Origin of the sequence: Tardiphaga sp., assembly GCF_028290495.1 — a bacterium.
GTDB lineage: Bacteria > Pseudomonadota > Alphaproteobacteria > Rhizobiales > Xanthobacteraceae > Tardiphaga.
Genome location: NZ_JAQGJT010000097.1, coordinates 20,513 through 42,940, shown reverse-complemented (window position 1 = coordinate 42,940; position 22,428 = coordinate 20,513). Strand labels below are relative to the sequence as shown.

Here is a 22,428-nt window from a genome sequence, read left to right as displayed (position 1 = left end):
GCGCCAACGACAGGCCGCGGCCGAACTCGCCGAACAGCGCGTCGTCGGGCACGAACACGTCGGTAAAACTGACGCGCGGGTGATCGGTGGGCATATTGAAGGTCCACATATATTCCTCGACCTTCACCCCCTCCGCCTTGGCCGGCACCAGCAGGCAGGTGATGCCTCGGGCATCGCCGTCGTCGCCCGAGGTGCGCGCGAACAGCGCGCAATGGGTGGCGACGTGCATGCCGGTGGTCCACATCTTCTGGCCGTTGACCAGCCACCCCTTGACGTTGTCGCGGGTCGCCGGCACCGCACGGGTTTCCATGTGCGTGGCGTCGGAGCCGTGATCGGGCTCGGTGAGACCGAACGTGATGCGGTACTTGCCGGTGATGGAGCCGTCGATCATCGCCTTCTGCGCGTCGCTGCCGTAGCGGTCGAGCATGGTCACAATGGGCAGATTGCCGACGATCGAATGCTCGTTCTGCAGGTCGTTGTGCAGGCCAAGCCCTTTGGACGCAAAATGCTCGCGGATCACGGCCATCCAGAGATTGGAGCCGTCCTTGCCGCCATAGCGTTTTGGAATCGCGAATCGCAGATGGCCGGCGCTGTCGGCGAGGTTTTTCACCCGGCGCAGCAGTGCTTCCCACTCATGCCGCGGCAAGCCGCCATTGTCGAAATCGGTGCGCGCCCATTCGCGGCGGTGATCGAAGAAGCGGATGTTGTCGTCTGCCTGTTCGATCGGCTTGATCTCGCGGGTGATAAAACTGTCGAGCTCGGCGAGATAGGCGACGAGGTCAGCCGGCAATGAAAAATCCAAGGCAGTCTCTCCCGGAAGGTTGTCTTGTTGTCACTTGCGTTAAGGCGCTGCGCGGCCCTTTGAGCCATCGAATAAGGTGAGAAGACGGCGCCCAAGTCAAGCAATGGAATACCGCTTGTGACGCGCGGCTTGCTTGCGTAATTGGATGGTATCCGGCGGGGAGAGCCAGCTAGTATTCGGCTTCATTCCGCACCAGGGAAAAAAATCAACGGGAGCAAACATGGACCTGAAGTTTTCAAAAGTGACGCGCAAGGGACCGATTACGATCGTGACGCTGTCGCGCCCGGAAGTGTACAACGCGCTGCACACTGACGCGCATTTCGAGCTCAACAAGGTGTTCGACGATTTCGTCGCCGATCCCGAGCAATGGGTCGCGATCGTCACCGGCGCCGGCGACAAGGCGTTCTGCGCCGGCAACGACCTGAAATGGCAGGCCGCCGGCGGCAAGCGCGGCTGGAACACCTCGGGCTTTGCCGGCCTCACCGCGCGGTTCGATTGCGACAAGCCGATCATCGCCGCGGTCAACGGCGTGGCGATGGGCGGCGGTTTCGAGATCGCGCTGGCCTGCGACCTGATCATCGCCGCGGAGAACGCCACATTCGCATTGCCGGAGCCGCGCGTTGGGCTCGCGGCGCTGGCCGGCGGCCTGCATCGGCTGCCGCGGCAGATTGGCATGAAGCGCGCCATGGGCATGATCCTGACTGCGCGGCATGTGAAGGCGCAGGAAGGCTATGAGCTCGGCTTCGTCAATGAGGTCGTGCCGCAGGGCGAGGCGCTGACTGCTGCGCTGCGCTGGGCCGAGACGATCTGCAAGAACTCGCCGATGTCGCTCCGCGCCTCAAAGCAGACGATCCAGAAGGGCATGAACGTGTCACTGGAACAGGCAATCGCGGAGCAGCGCGAATACCCCGCGGTGAAGGCGATGGTGGCGTCGCAGGATTACATCGAAGGACCTAAGGCGTTCTCGGAAAAGCGTGCGCCGAACTGGAAGGGGAAGTAGCCCCACAAGCACCGATGTCGTCATCCTGAGGCGCTCGCCCACTTGGGCGAGCCTCGAAGGATGACGGCGATGTTGTGGAGAGGTCTGCTTCCAGCTCCCTCTTGTACGCCGCATAATTCGGCTGATCGATGGCCAGCTTGGCCAGCGTCGTCTGCCACAGATGGTCCTTCACCCCCGGCACCGACAGATCGACATCACCCTGCGCGATGCGTTCGGCGAGATCGGCGTTCAATCCCTTAAGCGTGCCCTGCACCCCGAGCAGCATCGTCAGCCCATGCAATTCAGCGGTGTCGCTGTCGCCTTGCAGGCTGAGCTGCCGCGTCACCAGATCGAGCGCGTTGATCGCCACGCGGAGCTTGAATGCGGTGTGGCCGGTGATCTGCGGCGCGATGTCGGCACGCAAAAAATCAGCGACGGCCCTGGTCAGTTCAATGGGGGTCGGTTCGTCCTGCATCTCAACCTCGCGGAGCCAACAGGCGCAACAGATCTATCTCGGTCTCCGACGAGCGCCGCCCGATCATCGCACGCTCCAGCGAACGGTCGGGTCCATCGCGGAAGCGCTGCATCATGCCGCAGCACATCACGCCCCAGCGCAACGTGCCCATCACCTCCCAGAACTTGACGCGCATGACATCGACAGTGAGGCCGCTGGCCGCCTCGTAGCCGGCGAACTGATCCTCGCGCAGGCCGAAGCCGCCGACCGGCCGGTCGATCTCTCCGAAGCGCCAGGAATTGACGCAGATCCAGCCAAGGTCTTCCATGGGGTCGCCGAGATGCGCCAGCTCCCAATCCAGCACCGCTCGGATGCCATCCGGGCCGATCATCAAATTGCCGTGGCGGAAATCGCCGTGCACCAACGTAATGCGCTCGGACGGACCGGGATCGTGATCTCGCAGCCAGCGCAGCGCCAGTTGGAATACCGGGCGCGGCCAGCCGAAATCCGCAATATCGTGCGCCAGTTCGTCGATCTCCACCGCCGCCGTCATGCGACGCAGTTCGGGCAGATCGCACAGCGGCAGGCCGTGGATATCCGCGAGAATGCGGCCGGCCTGGTGTGCCAGCCCGGGTCTGACCGCCGCGAATTCGGCATCGCGCAAAATCTTTCGCGGAATGGTTTCGCCGGCAATGCGCTGCATGATGAAACCGACGCCGAGCCCATCGCTGTCATCCAGCACATGCAGCACAACCGGCACCGGCACGCCTGCCCGATGTGCGCACCGGATCAGCGCCGCCTCGGTAACGAGGCCGCAGGCCCGGCCCGGCGCCGCGCCGCATCCGGATGGCGCGCGGCGCAGGATTGCGCCGATCACACCATCGGGATGCGCGATGTCAAATGACCAGGTCTCCTGGCTGGCGCCACCGGACAGCTGCACCGCGTTGTTGACGCCGGCAGCGCCCGCGCACCACGAGACGACACTGCGCGCCAGCAGTGCCTCCGTCGTGGTTGCGGTCATTGCTCGCGGCCTATTTGCCGGTGAACTTCGCCGGGCGCTTCTCCAGGAATGCGGTGACGCCCTCCTTGAAATCGTCGGCATTCCCGGCGATGCGCTGCGACTGCACTTCGAGATTGATCTGGTCCTCGAAGGAATTCTCCGGGCTTTCCCAGTACAGCTTACGGATCAGCGACAGCGCGATGGTCGGGCCTTCAGCCAGTTCGTGCGCCTGCTTCATCGCTTCTTCCATCAGCACGGCGTCGTCATAGACACGGTTGATCAGGCCCCAATCCAGCGCCTTCTCCGCCGGCAGCCGCTCGCCGAGCAGCGACAATTCCACCGCGCGGGCCTTGCCGATCAGCCGCGGCAGCATCCACGTCGAGCCGCAATCCGGCACCAGGCCGATACGGCGGAATGCCTGCAGGAAATAAGACGAGCGCGCGCACAGGATGAGATCGCCCATCATCGCGAAGCTCATGCCGGCGCCGGCGGCCGGGCCGTTCACCGCAGTGACGATCGGGCAATGCAGCCCGCGCAGCCGGCGCAGGAACGGATGGAAGGCGGTCTCCAGCGAGGAGCCTGCACCGCCGCGCTTGGTGACGTTGTTGTTGCGGCCCTGAAGGTTCGCGCCGGTGCAGAAGGCGCGGCCGGCGCCGGTGATGACCAGACAGCGTACCTCGGCCCGGCGCTCATCGATCTCGTCCAGCGCCTCGCCGAGACCGCCGAGCATGTCGATGGAGACCGCGTTCATGACCTCCTGATGGTCGAGCTTCAGGATGGCAACGGCGCCGTCGATGTCGAGCGTGACGTGTTTGAACTGCATGGTTTCCTCGGTTGTGATCCGCGTGTTTATTCCGCGGTGTGGAAGTGTTCGCACTAACCCGCATATTTGATTTTTCGGACGTGCTTGTCCATGCTTGGCGCGAGCCTCTCACCTCGCACGGACGCACGGCCAACATGCGCCAACACAGGAAACGCCGATGAGCATCTTTGATCTGACGGGCCGCGTCGCGGTCGTGACCGGCGGCAATGGCGGCATCGGGCTTGGGATCGCGCAGGCACTGGCCACGGCTGGCTGCAACGTCTCGATCTGGGGTCGCAACGCCGGCAAGAATACCAGTGCTGCAGCTACCATGGCAGGCTGCGCCGGCCAGGTTGATACGCAGGTCTGCGATGTCACCGACACCGCCTCGGTGAAATCAGCGATGGGTGCCACCTTGGAGAAATACGGCCGGGTCGATGGCTGCTTCGCCAATGCCGGCATCGGCGGCGGCGGACGCCATGCCTTCATTGATCGCACCGAAGAACAATGGCGAACGATGTTCGCCACCAATCTCGACGGCGTCTTCCATGTGTTCCAGGCCGCCGCACGGCACATGACGGAGCGCGCCGAGGCCGGCGACAGGTTCGGCCGACTGGTAGCGACATCGAGCCTCGCCTCGATCTTCGGCACCGCGCGCAACGAGCATTACGCGGCGACCAAGGCGGCGATCAACGCGCTGGTCCGTGCGCTGGCGGTCGAGCTGGCGCGCCAGGGCGTGACGGCCAATGCGATCCTGCCGGGCTGGATCAAGAGCGAGATGACCGCGGGCCTGATGGCCAACGATAAATTCGTCGCCAATGTGATGCCGCGCATCCCGGTGCGCCGGTTCGGCGAACCGTCGGATTTCGGCGGCATCGCCGTGTATCTGATGAGCCAGGCGTCATCGTATCACACCGCGGATACGTTCGTGATCGATGGCGGCTACACGGCGTTTTGAGCCTTCTCGTCATTGCGAGGCACCCTTGCGACGAAGCAATCCAGTCTTTGCTTGCGGCTCTGGATTGCCGCGTCGCTTCGCTAGGACGAAAGCTGGCAAGCCAGTTTTCCCTGACCTCGCCATGGCAGTGTCTACCCGCCCGCCGCCGCTTGCGGCCTTGCGGCTACCACCATCGCAAAGCCATCGTAGTCCTTTGCCGCGACGTCGTTGCAGATCTGCCGATAGACTCCGACGCCGCCGATATAGGGCATGAAGATTTGCGGCTTGCCGGGAATGTTCGCGCCCATGTACCAGGAGTTGGCCTGCGGATAGAGCGTGCTGCCGGCCACCTCATTGACATGGGCGACCCATCGGTCCTCGGCAGAATGCGTCGCCTCGATGCTGCCGACGCCACGGTCGCGCATGTAAGCGAGGCAGTCGGCGATCCAGTCGACGTGCTGCTCGATCGAGACGATCATGTTGCTCAGCACCGATGGGCTGCCGGGGCCGGTAACGATGAACAGGTTGGGGAAGCCGGCGCTCATCAGGCCGAGATAAGTGCGCGGGCCTTCCGCCCATTTGTCGTTCAGCGTACGCCCGCCGCGGCCGCGAATGTCGATCTTGGCGACCGAGCCGGTCATCGCGTCGAAGCCGGTAGCCAGCACCAGGGCATCGACCTGGTAGTCACGGCCGCCGCTGCGTACAGCGTGCGGCTGGATACGCTCGATCGGATGTGAGCGGATATCGACCAGCTTGACGTTCGGCCGGTTGAAGGTCGCGTAATAATCGGTGTCGACGCAAATGCGTTTGGAACCGACCGGATGGTCGTTGGGCTGTAGCAGCCTCGACGTCTCGGGATCGGCGACGATCCCGGCGATCCGCTCGCGAATGAAATCCGCCGCGGTGTCGTTGGCCGGCTGATCCAGCACCAGATTGTTGTAGACGCCCATGAAAGTCAGGCCGCCGCTGTTCCAGCGCGCGCCATATTTTTCGCGCCTGACCTCGTCGGGATCGTCGAGCGCGCCGCGGTCCGGCACCGGCTGCACGATGCCGTTCTTCATATCCTCGCGGGCGCGGCGGCGAATTTCCGCATAATCCTTGCGCCAGGCCTCGCGCTCTCCCGCGGAGAGTGGCGCGTTGCGGGCGGGTACGGAAAAGTTCGCAGTGCGCTGGAAGACAAAGAGTTCGCTCGCCTGTTCGGCGATCAGCGGGATCGACTGGATCGCCGACGATCCCGTTCCGATCACGCCAACCCGCAGGCCGGTGAAATCCACCGGCTCATGCGGCCAGTGCCCGGTATGATAAACCTGCCCCTTGAAATCGCCCATGCCCTTGAATTCGGGCACCCGTGCATTCGACAGGCAGCCGGTGCCGAGCACGACGTAAGGCGCGGTGACGGTCGCACCATCCGATGTCGTCACCGTCCATTCATTGCTGGTCTCGTCGAACACGGCGGATTCGACGCGGGTGTCGAGCTGGATATCCTTTCGCAAATCGAAACGGTCGGCGACGTGGTTGGCGTAGCGCAGGATTTCCGGCTGCGGCGCGTAGCGCTCGCTCCAGTCCCACTCCCGCTGCAGCGCCTCATCGAACGAGAACGAATACTGCATGCTTTCCACGTCGCAGCGCGCGCCGGGATACCGGTTCCAATACCATGTGCCACCAACATCGCCACCTTGCTCGAACACGCGCGCGGAGAGCCCGAGCTTGCGCAGCCGGTGCAGCATGTAGAGTCCCGTGAAGCCGGCACCGACCACGATGACGTCGTATCTCGCGTGAGCGCGCGTGGGGACGGATTGCGGCTGTGTGGCAACCATGCGTTTGCTCCCGGCATTTTTATTTGTTGGCCGCAGCATTTCCCGATGCCAGCCAAAGCGCAAGGATGAAATTGGAAGAGCGAGCTCCGATATTTTGTCGAACGGAATGTTTCCTTGCCCAAGCGCTGTGCACCACCATCCCTTTGTCGCTTGCGCTGCGCCGGGTCCGGAACTTGTGTGACTTGGCAGCGTGACCAACGATGCGCTAGCGTTCAGGGCGACCTTGCCGGTGAAGCAAGGCAGTGCCAAGCCGTGCAGGGAGTCAACGCACCATGAGATCGCCGGTCTGCGATATGCTCGGGATCGACTTCCCGCTGCTCGCCTTCAGCCATTGTCGTGATGTGGTCGCCGCCGTCAGCCGCGCCGGAGGATTTGGCGTGCTTGGCGCCACCGTTCATTCACCGGAGACGCTGGAGCGGGAACTGAAATGGATCGATGACCACGTCGACGGCAGGCCCTACGGAATTGACGTGCTGATCCCCGAGAACATGTCTACCTCCGGCGAAAAGGATGTCACCTGGAAGTCGCTCGAGAGCCGCATTACGCCGGCGCATCGCGATTTTACGAGACGCCTGCTGAAGACATACGGCATCGAACTGACAACCACCGAAGTATCGGCCGACCAGCCGCAGCCGTTCGACGGCACCCGCGCGCTGGAACTGCTCGAGGTCTCGTTCAACCATCCGATCCGGCTGATCGCCAACGCGCTGGGCGTTCCGCCGAAGGCGATGATCGCGATGGGCAAGCAACACGGGGTTCCGGTCGCCGCTCTTGTCGGCGCCAAGGAGCATGCGGTTCGTCAGGTCGCCGCCGGCGTCGACATCTTGGTGGCGCAGGGCACCGAGGCGGGCGGCCACTGCGGCGAGGTCTCGACAATGGTGCTGGTGCCGGAGGTGATCAAGGCGATCAGGCCGATGCGCGAAGTGCCCGTACTGGCGGCCGGCGGCATTATGACCGGGCGGCAGATGGCCGCCTGCATGGCCATGGGCGCCGCCGGCGCCTGGACAGGCTCGGTGTGGCTGGCGACCGTTGAATCGGAGACCTCGGAGATCTTTCGCAAGAAGATGATCGCGGCGTCATCGCGCGACGCCGTACGCTCGAAGGGCCGCACCGGAAAGCCCGCACGGCAGCTACGCTCCGTCTGGACCGACGCTTGGGACCGTGGCGAAGACAGCCCCGGCGCACTGCCGATGCCGCTGCAGAGCATTATCAGCCGCGACGCCTTTGCCTCGATTGACCGCGCCGCCGCCGCCGGCAATACGCAGGCACGCGATCTCGTCAGCTATTTCGTCGGCCAGGGCGTGGGGCTGATTGACAGCGTCAAGTCGGCAGGCGCTGTCGTGCAGGAATTCAAGGAGGATTTTGCCGACGCCGCAGAGCATCTGGCGATGCTGGTTGCGGAATGAGTTGAGCGGCAGGCACCTCTAAAGCGCGCAAGTGCGGACGACCTTGAAGAAAGCAAAGACAACAGCATGACAAATTCCGAAGACCGCATTCCCGTCATCGTCGGCGTCGGCGAGTTCAGCGATCATCCCCGGGAACTCACCGCGGGCATGGAGCCGCTGGCGCTGATCGAGGAGGCGCTGAAGCGCGCAGAGCAAGACAGCGGCGGCAGGCTGCTCGGCGAAATCGACTCGCTCGACATCGTCAATTTCCTGAGCTGGCGTTACAGCGATCCCGCCGGACAGCTCGGCGACCGGCTGGGCATCAAGCCCACACACGCGCATTACGGCCCGGTCGGCGGCGAAAGCCCGATCCGCTTCATCCACGAGGCCGCCAAACGCATCGCGCGCGGCGAGGCTACGGTGGCGGCGATCTGCGGCGCAGAGGCGCAATCGACCGCGACCAAGGCCGAGCGCGCCGGCGTCGCGCTGCCGTGGACGCCGTTCGCCCATGATGCACCTGAGCCGCTGCGCGGCGCCAACTACCAGAGACCGATGGCGACCACGCTTGGCGTGGCCAAGCCGGTCACGGTGTATCCGTTCTATGAGGCGGCCTCCGCCGCGCACTGGGGCCAGACGCCACGGCAGGCGCTGGCGGAATCCGGCGCGCTGTGGTCGCGCTACTCGGCGGTCGCCGCACAAAATCCGGAGGCCTGGCTGAAGCACGCTTTCACGCCGGAGGAGATCACCACGCCGACATCCGACAACCGGCTGATCGCCTGGCCCTACACCAAGCTGATGGTCGCCAATCCGATGGTCAACCAGGCGGCGGCGATCCTGATCACCAGCCTTGCGAAAGCACGCGCTGCCGGCATTGCCGAAGACCGCATCATGCATATCCACGGCGGCGCCTCGGCCGAGGAGCCGCGCGACTATCTCGACCGCGACCAGTATGTCGAGAGCCACGCGCAAAATGCCGTGCTCAAGGCGGCGATGGCGCTGGCGGGCGGAACGCCGTTCGATGCGATCGAGCTGTACAGCTGCTTCCCCGTGGTGCCCAAGATGGCGCGGCGCACGCTGGGCCTTGGCGCCGACGTGCAGCCGACGGTGGCGGGCGGACTGACCTTCTTCGGCGCGCCGCTCAACGACTACATGGCGCATGCCGCATGCGCGATGGTGCGCCGGCTGCGGGCAGGCGCAAAGCTTGGGCTGCTCTACGGCCAGGGCGGCTTCGTCACCAAACACCATGCGCTGGTGCTGTCACGACAGGCGGCTGCCGAGGCGCTGGCGCAGGACACCAACCTGCAGGCCGAGGCGGATCGGCATCGCGGCGAGGTGCCGTCCTTCGTCACCCAGGCGTCGGGAGTGAGCAAGGTGGAGAGCTTCACGGTGATCTATGGCCGCAACAATGCCATCGAGCACGGCGTGGTGATCCTGCGCACTGGGGAGCACGCCCGCGCGCTGGCACGGGTGCCGGCGCAGGACGCGGCAACGTTGGCGCATCTGATGGATATGGACCGCTCGCCGGTGGGGTCGCGTGGGGCGATCAACACCGCGGCGGACGGCGTTCTGGAATGGCGGGTGGGCTGAGCCGCAACTCTGCCTTCTTCCTTTTCCCCCGCGCGAAGCGAAGCTTCTCTGCGTGGGAGAAGGTGGCGCGGACCAACGGGCCGGCGCAAAGCTCCGCCCGATGACAGACTCCGTCCGCGACGGATGAGGAATTTTTTAACGACGGAGCTTGTGGCTGCCCCTCACCCGTCCGCGCTACGCGCGGCCACCCTCTCCCACAAGGGGTGGAGGGGAAATAAGAGCCGCGCTCACCCTCAGCCCTTTACGTCCTGCTTCTCGGACGCCGTGGCGGGCTTGCTGGCTTTCGGTGAGTTCGACACCCGCACCTGATCGCCATCGCTGAGGCCATCGGGAGGCGTGGTGACGATGCGGTCGTCGGCGGTGATGCCGGAGGCCAGTTCGATGTCGCGACCGAGATCCCGGGCGATGGTGACGGTCTTGAACAGGATCTTGTCGTCGGCGGTAACCGTGGCGACGCGGGTGCCGTCCTTGTTGAAAATCAGCGCGCTGGCGGGGATGTGCAGCGGGGCATTCTCGCGGGCCAAGCTCATCTTCACATTGGCGTAGCCGCCGGGCAGCAGCTCGCCCTTCGCGTTGTCGAGCGCCAGCTGCATGCGCGTGGTGCCGGAGGCGATATCGACCGATTGCGAGGAGGCTTCCACCGTGGCCAAGAAGGTCCTGTTCGGATAGTCGGGCACGGTGATAACCGCCTTGGCGCCGATCCGTATCGCCGGCACGTAGCTCTGCGGTACATCGACGAAGACGCGCAGCTTCTTGATGTCGGAGATCACGAACATCGCGGGCCCCGTGCCGGTGCCGCCCGAGATCAGCGCGCCGACGTCCGTATTGCGCTGGGTGACAACGCCGTCAAACGGCGCGGTGACCTTCTTGTAGCCGGCCAGCGCTTCCAGCCGCTCAACGTTGGCGGTGCCCGAATTAACCGCCGCCTTCTTGTTGGCGAGGTCGGCGCTGCGCTCGTCGATTTCCTGCGCCGATACGAAGTTCGAGGCGACAAGCGACTTCCGGCGATTTAGCGTGGCCTCAGACAATCGCGCGCTGGATTGCTGGCTGACCAGATCGGCGCGGCCCTGCAGCAACTGCTGGTCGAGATCCGGCGCCTCGATCTCGGCGAGCACCTGGCCGGCCTTGACCTGGGCGCCGATATCCGCGCTCCAGCTCGACACATAGCCGCTGACGCGGGCAAAGATCGGCGCCCGCGAATAGGCCTCCAGCCGGCCCGGCAGATCGAGCGTGGCGTTGAGCAGCCGCGCATCGGCTGGCGCCACCGCGACGCTCGGGATTGCCTGGGCATCGGTCCAGCTCTTCAGCTCGCTCTCGGTCTTGGCGCGCGCCATGATACCGGTGACGACGATGGCGCCCGCGGCGCACAGGCCGATGACTCCGACCAGACCCAGCTTGCGGCGGGAGGTCGGCGGCTTCGGATCAATGGACATGCGATAACTCCGGCGAGCCTGCCTCTGGCGCGGGCTCTTGTTTCTTATGGACCATGCTGAACACCACCGGCACGAACATCAGCGTTGCAATCGTAGCAAAAATCAGGCCGCCGATCACGGCGCGGCCGAGCGGCGCGTTCTGCTCACCGCCCTCGCCCAGTCCCAGCGCCATCGGCGCCATGCCGATGATCATCGCGAGCGCCGTCATCAGCACCGGGCGAAACCGGACGAAGCCCGCTTCCGAGGCAGCGGCGATCGGATCGCCGAGGATAGCATAGCGCTCACGGGCAAACGAGATCACCAGCACGGAGTTGGCGGTGGCGACGCCCATGCACATGATGGCGCCGGTCAAGGCGGGTACCGACAGGGTGGTCTGGGTGGTGAACAACATCCAGACGATACCGGCAAGCGCCGCCGGCAGCGCCGTGATGATCACGAACGGGTCGGACCAGGACTGGAAGTTGACCACGATCAGGAGATAGATCAGCACCACGGCGCCGAGCAGGCCGAACAGCAGGCCGGAAAACGCCGAGTTCATGGTCTCGACCTGGCCAAGCAGCACCACGTTGCTGCCGCGCGGTACCTCGGCCTTGGTCTCGTCGATCACCTTGTAGATATCCTTGGATACCGCGCCGAGGTCCCTGCCCTGCGGCGTGGCGTAGATCTGCACCATATACTGGATGTCGTATTGCGACACCACGGCGTTGGAGGCGCTGCGCGTGATGCTGGCGATGCCGCCGAGCATCGGCGCGGTGGCGGCGTTGACCGCGGTGATTGGCAGCGTTTCCAGCGAGCCCAGCGAATCCATCTTGTATTGCGGCGTCTGCATCACGATCGAATATGAGACGCCGTTATCGGGGTTGAGGTAATAGGTCGGCGCGACCTGCGACGAGCCGGCAAGATTGACCACCAGCGAGTTGGTAACATCGCGCTCGGTGACGCCGACATACTGCGCGCGGGTGCGATCAACATCGATGTTGAAGCCGGGGCTGTTCGGCGACTGCTGGATCCGCGCGTCCGCAATGCCGGGGATGCGGCGGATCTTGTTCAGGAGCTTGGTGGCATATTCGAAGTTGGCGGCGAGATTGGCGCCCCTGATCTGCAGGTCGATCGGCGCCGGCGCGCCGAAGTTCAGGATCTGGCTGACGATATCGGCCGGCAGGAACGCGAAACTGACGCCGGGAAACATCCGCGGCAGTTTTTCACGCAAGGCCTGCACATAAATCTCGGTCGGCGGATGGCCTTCTTTAAGCTTAATCTGGAAGTCGCCGTCCTGCGCCCCGATCACGCCGGTGTTGTTGTAGGTCAGGTTGATGCCCGACACCGGCATACCAATATTATCGGTCATGGTGTCGATCTGGTCCGGCGGCACGATGGTGCGGATCGCCTTGGTGATATCAGCGAACTGGTTGGCGGTCTCCTCAACGCGGGTGCCGACCTGGGTGCGGACATGCATCAGGATGCTGCCGGCGTCCACGGTCGGGAAGAAGTTGCGCCCGAGGAACGGCACCAGCAGGAACGACACTGCGACGAACGACAGAAACCCGATCACGAAGACCGGTCGTCGCGTCAGCGCGAGGTCGAGCAGGCCATGATAGCCGCCGCGGAAACGCTCGAACTGTCGCTCGAAGCCGCGCTGGAAATTCACCAGCGGGTTGCGGGTTTTCGGACGCTCGCCCTCGGCATGATGGACGTGCTTCTGCAGCAGATATTTCGCCATTGTCGGGACTAGCGTGCGCGACAGCAGGAACGACCAGATCATCGCGAACATCACCGCCTCGGCCATCGGCACGAACAGGAATCGCGCGATGCCGTTGAGGAAGAACATCGGCACGAACACGATGCAGATGCACAACAGCGAGACGAAAGCCGGCACCACGATCTGGTTGGCGCCGTCCATAATCGCCGGCTCGACGTCCTTGCCGTTCTCCAGGTGATAATTGATATTTTCGATCGTCACCGTGGCGTCATCGACGAGGATGCCGACGGCCAGCGCCAGACCGCCCAGCGTCATGATGTTCAGCGTCTCGCCGATCAGCGACAGCATGATGATCGCGCCGAGGATCGACAGCGGGATCGACACCGCGATGATCACCGTGGAGCGCCAGCTGCCGAGGAAAAGCAGGATCATCACCGAGGTGAGCAAGGCTGCAATCACGCCTTCGGTCGCCACACCCTCGATGGCGCCGCGCACGAAGCCTGACTGGTCGCCGATATAGGCGATCTTCAACCCGTCGGGCAGCGCGGAGCGATAGTCGATCACCTTCTGCTTGATGCCCGAGATGATATCCAGCGTGGATACCGAGCCGGCTTTCAGCACCTGCATCAGCACCGAGCGGTTGCCATCGACATGAACGATGTTGGTTTGCGGCGAGTTGCCGTCGCGTACGCTTGCGACGTCCCGGACATAGACCATGGCGCCGTTGACGGCGCGAATCGGCAGGTTGCCTAGCTCGTCAATCTTCAGCGGCGAGTTGTTGAGATTGATGGAGTATTCGAAGCCGCCGATCTTTTGGGTGCCGACCGGGGTGATCAGGTTCTGGGCGGCCAGCGCATTGGCGACATCCTGGCCGGAAAGGCCGCGCGCCTGAAGAGCGCCGGGATTGAGGTCGATCGTGACCTGGCGCTGCTTGCCTCCGAACGGATAGGGGATCGCTGCACCCGGCACCGTGACCAGCTGCGTGCGCAACTGGTTGAAAGCGATATCCTGCAACTGCTGCTCGTTGAAGCCGTCGCCGGACAACGCGATATTGATGATCGGCACCGTGGAGGCCGAGTAGTTAAGGATCAGCGGCGGCGTGGCGCCAGGCGGCAATTGCTTGATCAGCGTCTGCGAGATCGCGGTGACCTGGGCGTTGGCGGTGCGGATATCGACGTTGGGCTGGAAGAAAATCTTGACGATGCCGAAGCCCGCATAAGAATTCGCCACGATGTGTTCGATGTCGTTGACGGTGGTGGTCAAGGAACGCTCGAACGGCGTGGTGATACGGCCGGCCATCTGGTCCGGCGGCAGGCCGGTATATTGCCAGATCACGCCGATCACCGGGATGCGGATTTCCGGGAAAATATCGGTCGGGGTGCGCAGCGCCGCCAGCGGACCGACGAGCAGAAGCAGCATGGCGAGCACGACAAAGGTGTAGGGCCGGCTCAAAGCTATGCGCACCAAAGCAATCATCGAACAGCCATTCCTGGGTTTGCAGTGGGGTTGAACGGGCGAGCATACCGCCCCTTCGCCCGCAAGGATTTACCCGACCTGCGGCAAAATAGCCAACGACCGGCGCATCACAGCACTTCACTTCGACGACATTGTTAATATTTTCGGCCGTCGTGGCGGTCGCACAACAGTTTCAAGCTTCAAGTAACGAAACGCGAAACATGAACTATTTGTAATGCGCATTTATTGCGCGAAGTTATGCCTTTCGAGGCACTGCAGCGCCTGACAATTGAGCGACACTACGAATCACATCAGTCGCAGCGCGTCCTCGAAAAACGTCTCGCCGCCGAAATTGCCCGACTTCAACGCCAGCGACAGTTCGCCGACAGTTGAGCCCACGGCGCGCAGTACCGGGACGCCGGGCGCGATTTCCGCGCCGACCAGAAAGCCGGGAATACCGAGCCGGTCGACCACCGCGCCGGAGGTCTCACCGCCGGCCACCACCAGCCGGCGCACACCGGTCTTGACCAGCGCCTCGGCCAGGTCGGCCATCGCCTGTTCGATGGCGTGGCCGGCCGCGTCACGGCCGTGACGCGCCTGCAGGATGCCGACCTGCTCCGGCGTCGCACTCGACGCGATCAGGATCGGGCCCTTGCCCAGCCGGTCTTTCGCCCATGCCAGCGCGCGTTCGATTTCCGGTCGACCGGCCATGATATTTTCCGCATCGAGATGCAGCACCGGCATCGTCTGCCCGGCGCGGGCGATCTGTTGCAGGGTCGCCTGCGAACAACTGCCGGCGAGACAGGCGGCCGCGCCGCCGACCGCGGCGATGGTCGGGGTCATGGCACTGGCCTGCACCCGGCCGGATGCGATCAGCGCCCGCGCCAGACCAAGCCCAAGCCCCGAAGCACCGACCGACACGCGATGGCGCAGCGCCACCGCGCCGATAGTTTCAAGATCGCTTGGGAAGACCGCATCCGCAATCGCCGCGCCGAACCCCTTGTCCGCGAGATCGTCCAGTCGGCCGCGCACGGCGCCCTCGCCGCGGGCGATGGTCGCGAGATCGACAAGCCCGACCTTGGAGGCGCTCTGCCACGCCAGCACACGGACTAGATTGGAGTCATGCATCGGGTTGAGCGGATGATCCTTCAGCGGGCTCTCGTTCAGCGGGACCGCACCGACAAACAGGTGGCCCTGATAGACGGTGCGCCCGGTCTCCGGGAACGCCGGCGTCACCAGCACAATCTCCTCAGAAGCGTCTGCGCGCAAGGCGTCCATCACCGGGCCGATATTGCCCTTGTCCGTCGAATCGAAGGTCGAGCAGATTTTGAACAGCACGTGATGGGCGCCGCGGCTGCGAATCCATTTTTCCGCCGCGCGCGAAAGCTCCACCGCGACCTCCGGCGCAATCGAGCGGCTCTTCAGCGATACGACGATGGCATCGATCTCGGGCAGCGCGAGATCGTCGGCGGGAATGCCGATGGTCTGAACGGTGCGCAGACCGCAGCGCGTCAGCGTGTTGGCGAGATCGGAGGCGCCGGTGTAATCGTCGGCAATGCAACCCAGCGCCAGCGTCACGTCTTCACTCCCGCATAGGGCTTGAACCAGCCGAGACCTGCGACGGTGTCGCCCGCCGGGCGATATTCGCAGCCGATATAGTGCTGATAACCGAGCCGATCGAGCTCAGCGAACAGGAACGGATAGTTCAACTCCTCACCGGGCTCGTTGCGCGACGGCACGCTGGCGATCTGGATATGGCCGATCCACGGCAGCATCTCGCGCAGCCGCATGGTGACGTCGCCATGCAGGATCTGGCAGTGATAGATATCGAACTGCAACCCGACATTCGGTAGCTTCATGTCGACGATGATATCGCGGGCGAACGTGAAATCGTTGAGGAAGTAACCGGGCACGTCGCGCGGATTGATCGGCTCGATCACCACCTCGATGCCGTGATCGCCGAAAAAGTTCGCCGCCCATTCCAGCGACTTGCGGAATGCCACGACGGCTTTCGGATCTTTGCGGTCGGCAAGCCCGGCCATCAGATGCAGGCGGCGGACGCCCGTCGCCTTGGCGTAAGGCAGTGCCGTGCGGATACTCTGCTGGAGTTCACCGAACTTGTCCGGCCGCGCAGCAAAGCCCCTCTCGCCAGCATCCCAGTCGCCCGGCGGCAGGTTGAACAGCACCTGCTTGAGGCCGTTGCGCTGCAGCCGCTCGGCGATGACCTCCGGCGGGTGCTCATAGGGGAACAGGAATTCGACTGAGCTGAAGCCCGCCTTGGCTGCGGCATCAAAGCGATCGAGGAACGGGTGCTCAGTGAACATCATTGTGAGATTGGCTGCGAAGCGGGGCATTGAATGTCCTCTTTGTTTTTGCTCAGGCCGGATCGCCCGGCAGCTTCGTGCCGGTCACCCTGGCATACATCCGCGCCACCGAGGCGTCGTCATCGCGGCCCATGCCGGAGGCCGAGGTCATCAAGAACATCTGCAGCGCAGCCGCGCTCACCGGCACTGGAAATTTCGCCGTGCGCGCCATGTCCTGGATGATACCGAGGTCCTTGACGAAGATATCGACCGCACTGCGCGGCGTGTAGTCGCCGTCGAGCACATGCGGCACACGATTCTCGAACATCCAGGAATTGCCGGCCGAGGCGGTGATGACTTCGTAGACCTTGCGGATGTCGAGTCCCTGTTTCGCCGCAAATGCAATCGCTTCCGATGCCGCGGCGATATGCACGCCGGCCAGCAGCTGGTTGATCATCTTAAAGGCCGCGCCCTGGCCGACCTCATCGCCCAGTTCATAGAGCTTGGCGGCCATCGCATCGAGCGCCGGGCGGGCTTTCGCAAAGGCGGCCTTGCTGCCGGAAGCGAGAATGGTCAGTTCGCCCTGCGCGGCACGCTGTGCGCCGCCGGAGATCGGTGCGTCCAGGTAATGCCGGCCGGTGGCCTCCAGCTCTTTGGCGAGGCGGCGGGCGACGTCGGGGTCCATCGTCGCCGAGGAAATGAACACAGCGTCCTTGACCAGCGTCTCCGCCGCGCCGCCGGCACCGAACAGGATGGCCTCGGTCTGCGCGGCGTTGACGACGACGCTGACCACAATATCGGCATTCTGCGCCGCGGCGGCCGGGGTGGCAGCGCCCTGCCCGCCTTCGGCCACGAATTTCGCCACCGCCTCGGCGGAGACGTCGCAGCCGGTTACGTCGAAGCCGGCGTTGCGCAGCGAGGTCGCCATGCCATAGCCCATCGAGCCCAGGCCAATCACGGCGACGCGCGGTTTATCAGTGCCAGCCATGCGGCATTCCCTCGGTTTCCTCATAGCCGGCTTGTGCGCGGCCTTGGCCCTTGGGTATCACGGCTTGGCCATCCTGCCAAAGCGTGGGAAAACCTCACCATGACAGAGACAAAACTCCGCGAAGAGATCTGCCGGCTCGGCCGCTCGCTGTTCGAACGAGGGCTGACGCCGGGCTCGTCCGGCAATATCAGCGTGCGCGTTGACGACGGCGGCTGGCTGGTGACGCCGACCAATGCGTCGCTGGGCTCGCTCGACCCGGCGCGACTGTCGCGGCTCGGCGCCGACGGACGGCTGCTCTCCGGCGATGCGCCCACCAAGGAAGTGCCGCTGCACAGCGCCTTGTACGAGACCCGCGCGGCGTCGCGCGCGGTGGTGCATCTGCACTCGACACATTCGGTGGCGCTCTCGATGCTGCCGGAGATCGATCCGCGCGCCGCACTGCCGCCGATGACGCCGTATTACCTGATGAAATGCGGCGCTACCGCGCTGGTGCCGTATCATCGGCCGGGCGATCCCGCGGTGGCGGAGGCCATCAGGGGGCTGGCCGGCAAGTATTCATCGGTGCTGCTGGCCAATCACGGACCCGTAGTCGCCGGGGATTCGCTGGAGGCCGCGGTCTACGCGATCGAGGAACTGGAAGAGACAGCAAGACTGTATCTGCTGCTGCGCGGGCTGAACCCGCGGTACCTCTCGCCGGCGCAGGTGAAAGACCTGTCGGATGTGTTCGGGCTGGGGTTTCCCGATGACGGGCACGGGCACGGGTGATCGGACGGCAAGGCCTCTCAGCCATCATTGCGAGGAGCCCTTGTGACGAAGCAATCCAGTCTTCCCTTGTGGCCTTCTGGATTGCCGCGTCGCTTCGCTCCTCGCAATGACGGGGAGAGGACGGTGGATCGACACTGAGGGAGGACGCGGTGAAGGAACCCTGCGTTTATATGATGGCCAGCAAAAGGAATGGCACGATCTACGCTGGTGTCACAGGCCAGCCAATCAAACGCTTCTACGAACACCGCGAAGGGCTCGTACCCGGCTTTTCCAAACAATACGGCTGCAAGATGCTGGTCTGGTATGAAATCCACAACACCATGATCTCGGCCATTACCCGCGAAAAGCAGATCAAGGCCGGCAGTAGGGCCGACAAGCTCGCGCTGATTGAGAGTTTCAATCCGGAGTGAAAAGACTTGTACGAATTGTTGTTCTAAGCGCGGTCGCTGTCGCAATGAGGCGCTCCAGCTTCTCAGCCGTCATTGCGAGGAGCGAAGCGACGCGGCAATCCAGAAAGCCGCAAGCTCGGAAAGAACTGGATTGCTTCGTCGCAAGAGCTCCTCGCAATGACGGGGAGAGGTCGGAGAATAACAGCTATTACAGCCCCAGATACGCCTTGCGCACGTCCGGATTGCCGATGATATCCGCGGCGTTGCCCTGCATCTGGACGCGGCCGGTTTGCAGGATGTAGGCGCGGTCGGCGATCTCAAGCACTTCGGCCATGCGCTGCTCGACGATCAGGATCGTCATGCCGGTGTCGCGAATCTTGATGACCGCCTGGAAGATCTCGTCGACCAGCTTCGGCATGATGCCCTGCGAGGGCTCGTCCAGCATCAGGAGCCGCGGCCGGGTCATCAGCGCGCGGCTGATCGCCAGCATCTGCTGCTCGCCGCCCGACAACGTTTCAGCGCGCTGTTCGAGGCGTTCCGCGAGGCGCGGGAACAGCTCGAACACCAGCTTCAACGGCTCGTCACGATCGGCCTGGCCTCGGTACATATAGCTGCCCAGCCGCAGATTATCGCCGACCGAAAGCCTGGGAAACAGCCGGCGATTTTCCGGGACGTAAGCGACCCCGCGCGCGGTGATCAGGTGCTGCGCGATGCCGTCGATGCGCTCGCCGTCGAAAGTGACGGAGCCCGAACGCGGGCGCTCGGCGCCGGCGATAGTCTTGATCAGCGTCGACTTGCCCGCGCCATTGGACCCGCAGACCGCGACAATCTCGCCCTTGGCGACGTCAATCGTGACGTCCGAAATGGCGACCAGCCCCTGATAGGCGGTGGTGACTTCACGCACCGACAGCATGGCGATCCCCAAGATATGCGCTGATGACTTCGGGATGCCGGACGACATCCGCGGGTTTGCCCTCGACAAGGACCTTGCCGAGGTTGAGCACGATGGCGCGGTCGACCAGCGGCATCACGATTTCCATGACGTGCTCGACCATCAACACGGTGACGCCGGTCTCGCGCACCTTGCGCACCAAAGCGACGCCGGATTGCGCCTCGAGCGGCGTGAGGCCCGTGAGGCATTCGTCGAGCAGCAGCAGCTTCGGCTCGGTGGCCAGCGCGCGCGCGACCTCAAGCCGGCGCTTTTCGGAGGGAATGAGTTGGCTGGCGAGCACATTGGCGCGCGCGCCGAGGCCGCAGAATTCCAGCACCTCATGCGCCTTGCGGCGGGCGTCGCGCATCACCGTGGTGCGGATCAACGCGCCGACGATGACGTTGTCGATCACCGTCATGGTCTCGAAGCTCTTCACCACCTGGAAGGTGCGGGCGATGCCGCGCTGGCAGCGCGCCGCCGCCGGCATCTTGGTGACGTCCTCGCCGTTGAACCAGATCGAGCCCTGCGTCGGCGGCAGCACGCCGGCGATCAGGTTGAACAAGGTCGACTTGCCGGCGCCGTTGGGGCCGATCAAGCCGACGATCTCGCCGGCGCCGACGGAGATCGAAACATCGCTATTGGCGATCAGGCCGCCGAAGCGCTGCCAGACGCCGCGGGTTTCGAGCAGGGGTGTCGTCATTGCGGCACTCCTTTGGAAGCCGGTTTGCGTGAGAACAGCCCGATCAGGCCTTCCGGCCGCGCCAGCGAGATCAGCACGATCACCGCGCCGTACAGGATGAGATCGACGCCGCGGCCGGAGCCGCCAAGGTAGTTGCGCGTCAGTTCGGTGAGCGGGATCAGGATCACCGCGCCCAGGATCGGCCCCCACAGCGTACCGATGCCGCCGAGCACCGCCGGCAGGGCCATCAGCAGCGAGAACTGGAACGTCATGACGCTGTCGGGGTCGATGTAGGAGACGTATTGCGCGTACAGCGCGCCACCGATCGCAGTGAGAAAGGCGGAGATCGCGGCCGCGCCCATCTTGGAATTGAACACCACCACGCCGAGGCTTTCGGCCGCATCGGGATTGTCCTTCACCGCGCGCCACCAGAAGCCCCATTTGGAGTTTTCCAGCTTCCAGGTGACGAACCAGGCGACGCAGCAGAACACCAGCGCAAAGTAATAATAGGGCAGCTTGCTGCGGGTGAACTGGAACCGGGCCCAGCTATCGCCGCGCACCGGCACGTCGATGCCCAGCGCCGCGCCCGCATAGTCCCAGTTATGGAACAGCAGCAGTCCGATTTCCGCGATCACGATGGTGGCGATGACGAAATAATGGCCGCGCAGCCGGAACGTCGGATAGCCCAGCCCCAGCGCGATGACCGACGAGATCAGTCCACCTGCGATCATGCCGAACCACGGCAGCACGCCGAACTTGGTCAGCAGCAGCGTGGTGGTGTAGGCGCCGAGGCCGAAATACAGCGCGTGGCCGAGCGAGATCTGGCCGCAATAGCCGCCAAGGATGTTCCAGCTCTGCGACAGCGCCGCCCACATCAGGGTCAGCACCATGATATTCTGGACGTTCACGTCCTTGACGAAGATCGGCACCACGGCGGCGAGCGCCGCCAGGAAGATGGCCAGTATCAGATCGCGACGGCGGGACTGGGTGAAGACATTGTCCATCAGATCGATCCGAACAGGCCGCGGGGCCGGATGAACACCACCAGCAGATAGACGGCGTAGATGCCGACCGACTTCAGCGACGGCGGCAGGATCAGCGCGGTGGAGGCTTCCACCAGACCGACGATGATGCCGCCGGCAAAGGCGCCGAACACCGAACCGAAGCCACCCAGCGCCACGGTGACATAGGCGATCAGCGCAAACGACGCGCCAACATCGGGATAGATATAGAAGAACATCGCCATCACCACGCCGGCGAGGCCGACCAGCGCGGAGCCGAGGCCCCAGCCGAGCGCGAAGACCTTGTTCTTGTCGATGCCGACCAGCGCCACCGCGCCGGCGTCCTCGCGGGTCGCCTCAAGGGCGCGGCCGAAATCGGTCTTCTTGATGAAGAAGTACAGCGCGCCAAAGGCCAGCAGCGAGATAAGCGCGCCGACCAGTTGCGGCACCGGCAGGAAGATGCCGCCGAGCGAGATGGTCTTGCCGCCGAGCCAGGAGGTCGGGATGCTGCGATAGTCCGGCGTGAAGAAGAACTGCGCGAGGCCGCGGATCAGGATGGCGAGGCCGAAGGTGGCGAAGATCTGCACCATACCGATATTGGCCTTGGCGCGCATCGCAAAGCGTACCACCAGAAGGTAGATCGCTGCGCCGAACACGAACATCCCGGCCGCTACCAGCGGCGCCGCCAGCAGCGGATCGATGGCGAAGAAGGCGAACAAAAAGAACGCGCCATACATCGCCAGCATCAGGAATTCGCCGTGGGCAAAGTTGGTGACGTCCATCAGGCCGAAGATCAGCGCGAGGCCAACCGCGATCAGTCCGTAGAGCAGCCCCATCAGCAAACCGCTGGCAAGACTCTGGATAATTGTCGCGGCGGTCAAGGGGGACATCCTCTCAGTCGTCGTCCCCGCGAAGGCGGGGATCCATAACCACCGGCGGCGCAAGAAGCAGACGGTGGTGAGGCTATTCTAGAAATACTGGCTCGGAGGGTGTGGGTCCCCGCCTTCGCGGGGACGACACCG

Annotated in this window: 19 protein-coding genes and 1 pseudogene; 6 read left to right on the top strand and 14 right to left on the bottom strand. The window is 64.0% G+C overall.

Translation table 11 applies throughout. The annotated features are described in order from the left end of the window. Window positions 1–802: acyl-CoA dehydrogenase family protein (locus tag JWQ24_RS15675; RefSeq protein ID WP_299809740.1), on the bottom strand; the 802-nt coding region annotated here is incomplete at its 3' end. Between the two features lie 220 nt (window positions 803–1,022). Between JWQ24_RS15675 and JWQ24_RS15670 the strand changes: the two genes are divergently transcribed. After that, complete coding sequence (locus tag JWQ24_RS15670) at window positions 1,023–1,802, top strand: enoyl-CoA hydratase-related protein (protein WP_299809738.1); 780 nt, start codon at window positions 1,023–1,025, stop codon at window positions 1,800–1,802. Between the two features lie 91 nt (window positions 1,803–1,893). On the opposite strand, the pseudogene JWQ24_RS15665 reads toward JWQ24_RS15670, so the two are convergent. From JWQ24_RS15665 to JWQ24_RS15655, 3 genes and pseudogenes are all read right to left on the bottom strand, one after another. Next, window positions 1,894–2,256: pseudogene (locus tag JWQ24_RS15665) on the bottom strand (DUF6285 domain-containing protein); the annotation flags it as partial. A 1-nt stretch (window position 2,257) separates the two neighbouring features. After that, complete coding sequence (locus JWQ24_RS15660) at window positions 2,258–3,256, bottom strand: phosphotransferase family protein (protein WP_299809736.1); 999 nt, start codon at window positions 3,254–3,256, stop codon at window positions 2,258–2,260. A 10-nt stretch (window positions 3,257–3,266) separates the two neighbouring features. After that, window positions 3,267–4,058, bottom strand: coding sequence for an enoyl-CoA hydratase/isomerase (locus tag JWQ24_RS15655; protein ID WP_299809734.1), 792 nt, complete (start codon window positions 4,056–4,058; stop codon window positions 3,267–3,269). 157 nt (window positions 4,059–4,215) lie between these two features. Between JWQ24_RS15655 and JWQ24_RS15650 the strand changes: the two genes are divergently transcribed. Continuing rightward, complete coding sequence (locus JWQ24_RS15650; RefSeq protein ID WP_299809732.1) at window positions 4,216–4,995, top strand: SDR family oxidoreductase; 780 nt, start codon at window positions 4,216–4,218, stop codon at window positions 4,993–4,995. A gap of 131 nt (window positions 4,996–5,126) precedes the next feature. On the opposite strand, the gene JWQ24_RS15645 is transcribed toward JWQ24_RS15650, so the two are convergent. Then, window positions 5,127–6,791, bottom strand: coding sequence for an NAD(P)/FAD-dependent oxidoreductase (locus JWQ24_RS15645; RefSeq protein WP_299809730.1), 1,665 nt, complete (start codon window positions 6,789–6,791; stop codon window positions 5,127–5,129). Window positions 6,792–7,063: 272 nt separating this feature from the next. On the opposite strand from JWQ24_RS15645, the gene JWQ24_RS15640 reads away from it, so the two are divergent. Together JWQ24_RS15640 and JWQ24_RS15635 are read left to right on the top strand one after the other, a co-directional pair. Continuing rightward, on the top strand, window positions 7,064–8,197 hold the full coding sequence (locus tag JWQ24_RS15640) for a nitronate monooxygenase (protein ID WP_299809727.1): 1,134 nt from the start codon (window positions 7,064–7,066) through the stop codon (window positions 8,195–8,197). Window positions 8,198–8,263: 66 nt separating this feature from the next. Further along, the gene (locus tag JWQ24_RS15635) at window positions 8,264–9,763 is read left to right on the top strand and encodes an acetyl-CoA acetyltransferase (RefSeq protein WP_299809724.1); all 1,500 of its coding nucleotides are present in this window, start codon (window positions 8,264–8,266) and stop codon (window positions 9,761–9,763) included. 233 nt (window positions 9,764–9,996) lie between these two features. Here JWQ24_RS15635 and JWQ24_RS15630 read toward each other — a convergent pair whose 3' ends face one another. From JWQ24_RS15630 to ltnD, 5 genes are all read right to left on the bottom strand, one after another. Further along, window positions 9,997–11,196 (bottom strand): efflux RND transporter periplasmic adaptor subunit, encoded by a 1,200-nt coding sequence (locus JWQ24_RS15630; RefSeq protein WP_299809722.1) that lies wholly within the window; start codon window positions 11,194–11,196, stop codon window positions 9,997–9,999. Further along, complete coding sequence (locus tag JWQ24_RS15625; RefSeq protein WP_299809719.1) at window positions 11,186–14,371, bottom strand: efflux RND transporter permease subunit; 3,186 nt, start codon at window positions 14,369–14,371, stop codon at window positions 11,186–11,188. The genes JWQ24_RS15630 and JWQ24_RS15625 overlap by 11 nt, the downstream gene beginning before the upstream one ends. A gap of 285 nt (window positions 14,372–14,656) precedes the next feature. After that, complete coding sequence (gene otnK / locus JWQ24_RS15620; protein ID WP_299809716.1) at window positions 14,657–15,928, bottom strand: 3-oxo-tetronate kinase; 1,272 nt, start codon at window positions 15,926–15,928, stop codon at window positions 14,657–14,659. Then, window positions 15,925–16,704 (bottom strand): 2-oxo-tetronate isomerase, encoded by a 780-nt coding sequence (gene otnI / locus JWQ24_RS15615; protein ID WP_299809713.1) that lies wholly within the window; start codon window positions 16,702–16,704, stop codon window positions 15,925–15,927. The genes otnK and otnI overlap by 4 nt, the downstream gene beginning before the upstream one ends. A gap of 22 nt (window positions 16,705–16,726) precedes the next feature. After that, window positions 16,727–17,665, bottom strand: coding sequence for an L-threonate dehydrogenase (gene ltnD, locus JWQ24_RS15610; protein ID WP_299809710.1), 939 nt, complete (start codon window positions 17,663–17,665; stop codon window positions 16,727–16,729). Window positions 17,666–17,740: 75 nt separating this feature from the next. On the opposite strand from ltnD, the gene JWQ24_RS15605 reads away from it, so the two are divergent. Both JWQ24_RS15605 and JWQ24_RS15600 read left to right on the top strand, forming a co-directional pair. After that, the gene (locus JWQ24_RS15605; protein ID WP_299809707.1) at window positions 17,741–18,406 is read left to right on the top strand and encodes an aldolase; all 666 of its coding nucleotides are present in this window, start codon (window positions 17,741–17,743) and stop codon (window positions 18,404–18,406) included. Window positions 18,407–18,555: 149 nt separating this feature from the next. Further along, window positions 18,556–18,816: a GIY-YIG nuclease family protein gene (locus JWQ24_RS15600; RefSeq protein WP_299809704.1), complete on the top strand. Its 261-nt coding sequence runs from the start codon at window positions 18,556–18,558 to the stop codon at window positions 18,814–18,816. Window positions 18,817–19,003: 187 nt separating this feature from the next. On the opposite strand, the gene JWQ24_RS15595 is transcribed toward JWQ24_RS15600, so the two are convergent. The 4 genes from JWQ24_RS15595 to JWQ24_RS15580 are packed head-to-tail and all read right to left on the bottom strand — an operon-like array spanning window position 19,004 to window position 22,287. Then, the gene (locus tag JWQ24_RS15595) at window positions 19,004–19,708 is read right to left on the bottom strand and encodes an ABC transporter ATP-binding protein (RefSeq protein ID WP_299809701.1); all 705 of its coding nucleotides are present in this window, start codon (window positions 19,706–19,708) and stop codon (window positions 19,004–19,006) included. Next, window positions 19,692–20,426: an ABC transporter ATP-binding protein gene (locus JWQ24_RS15590; protein WP_299809698.1), complete on the bottom strand. Its 735-nt coding sequence runs from the start codon at window positions 20,424–20,426 to the stop codon at window positions 19,692–19,694. Before JWQ24_RS15590 ends, JWQ24_RS15595 begins: the two co-directional genes overlap by 17 nt. Next, window positions 20,423–21,409 carry a branched-chain amino acid ABC transporter permease gene (locus JWQ24_RS15585; RefSeq protein WP_299809696.1) on the bottom strand — a complete coding sequence of 329 codons (987 nt, stop codon included), beginning with the start codon at window positions 21,407–21,409 and terminating at the stop codon, window positions 20,423–20,425. Before JWQ24_RS15585 ends, JWQ24_RS15590 begins: the two co-directional genes overlap by 4 nt. Continuing rightward, on the bottom strand, window positions 21,409–22,287 hold the full coding sequence (locus JWQ24_RS15580; protein ID WP_299809693.1) for a branched-chain amino acid ABC transporter permease: 879 nt from the start codon (window positions 22,285–22,287) through the stop codon (window positions 21,409–21,411). The genes JWQ24_RS15585 and JWQ24_RS15580 overlap by 1 nt, the downstream gene beginning before the upstream one ends. Window positions 22,288–22,428 lie beyond the last annotated feature (141 nt).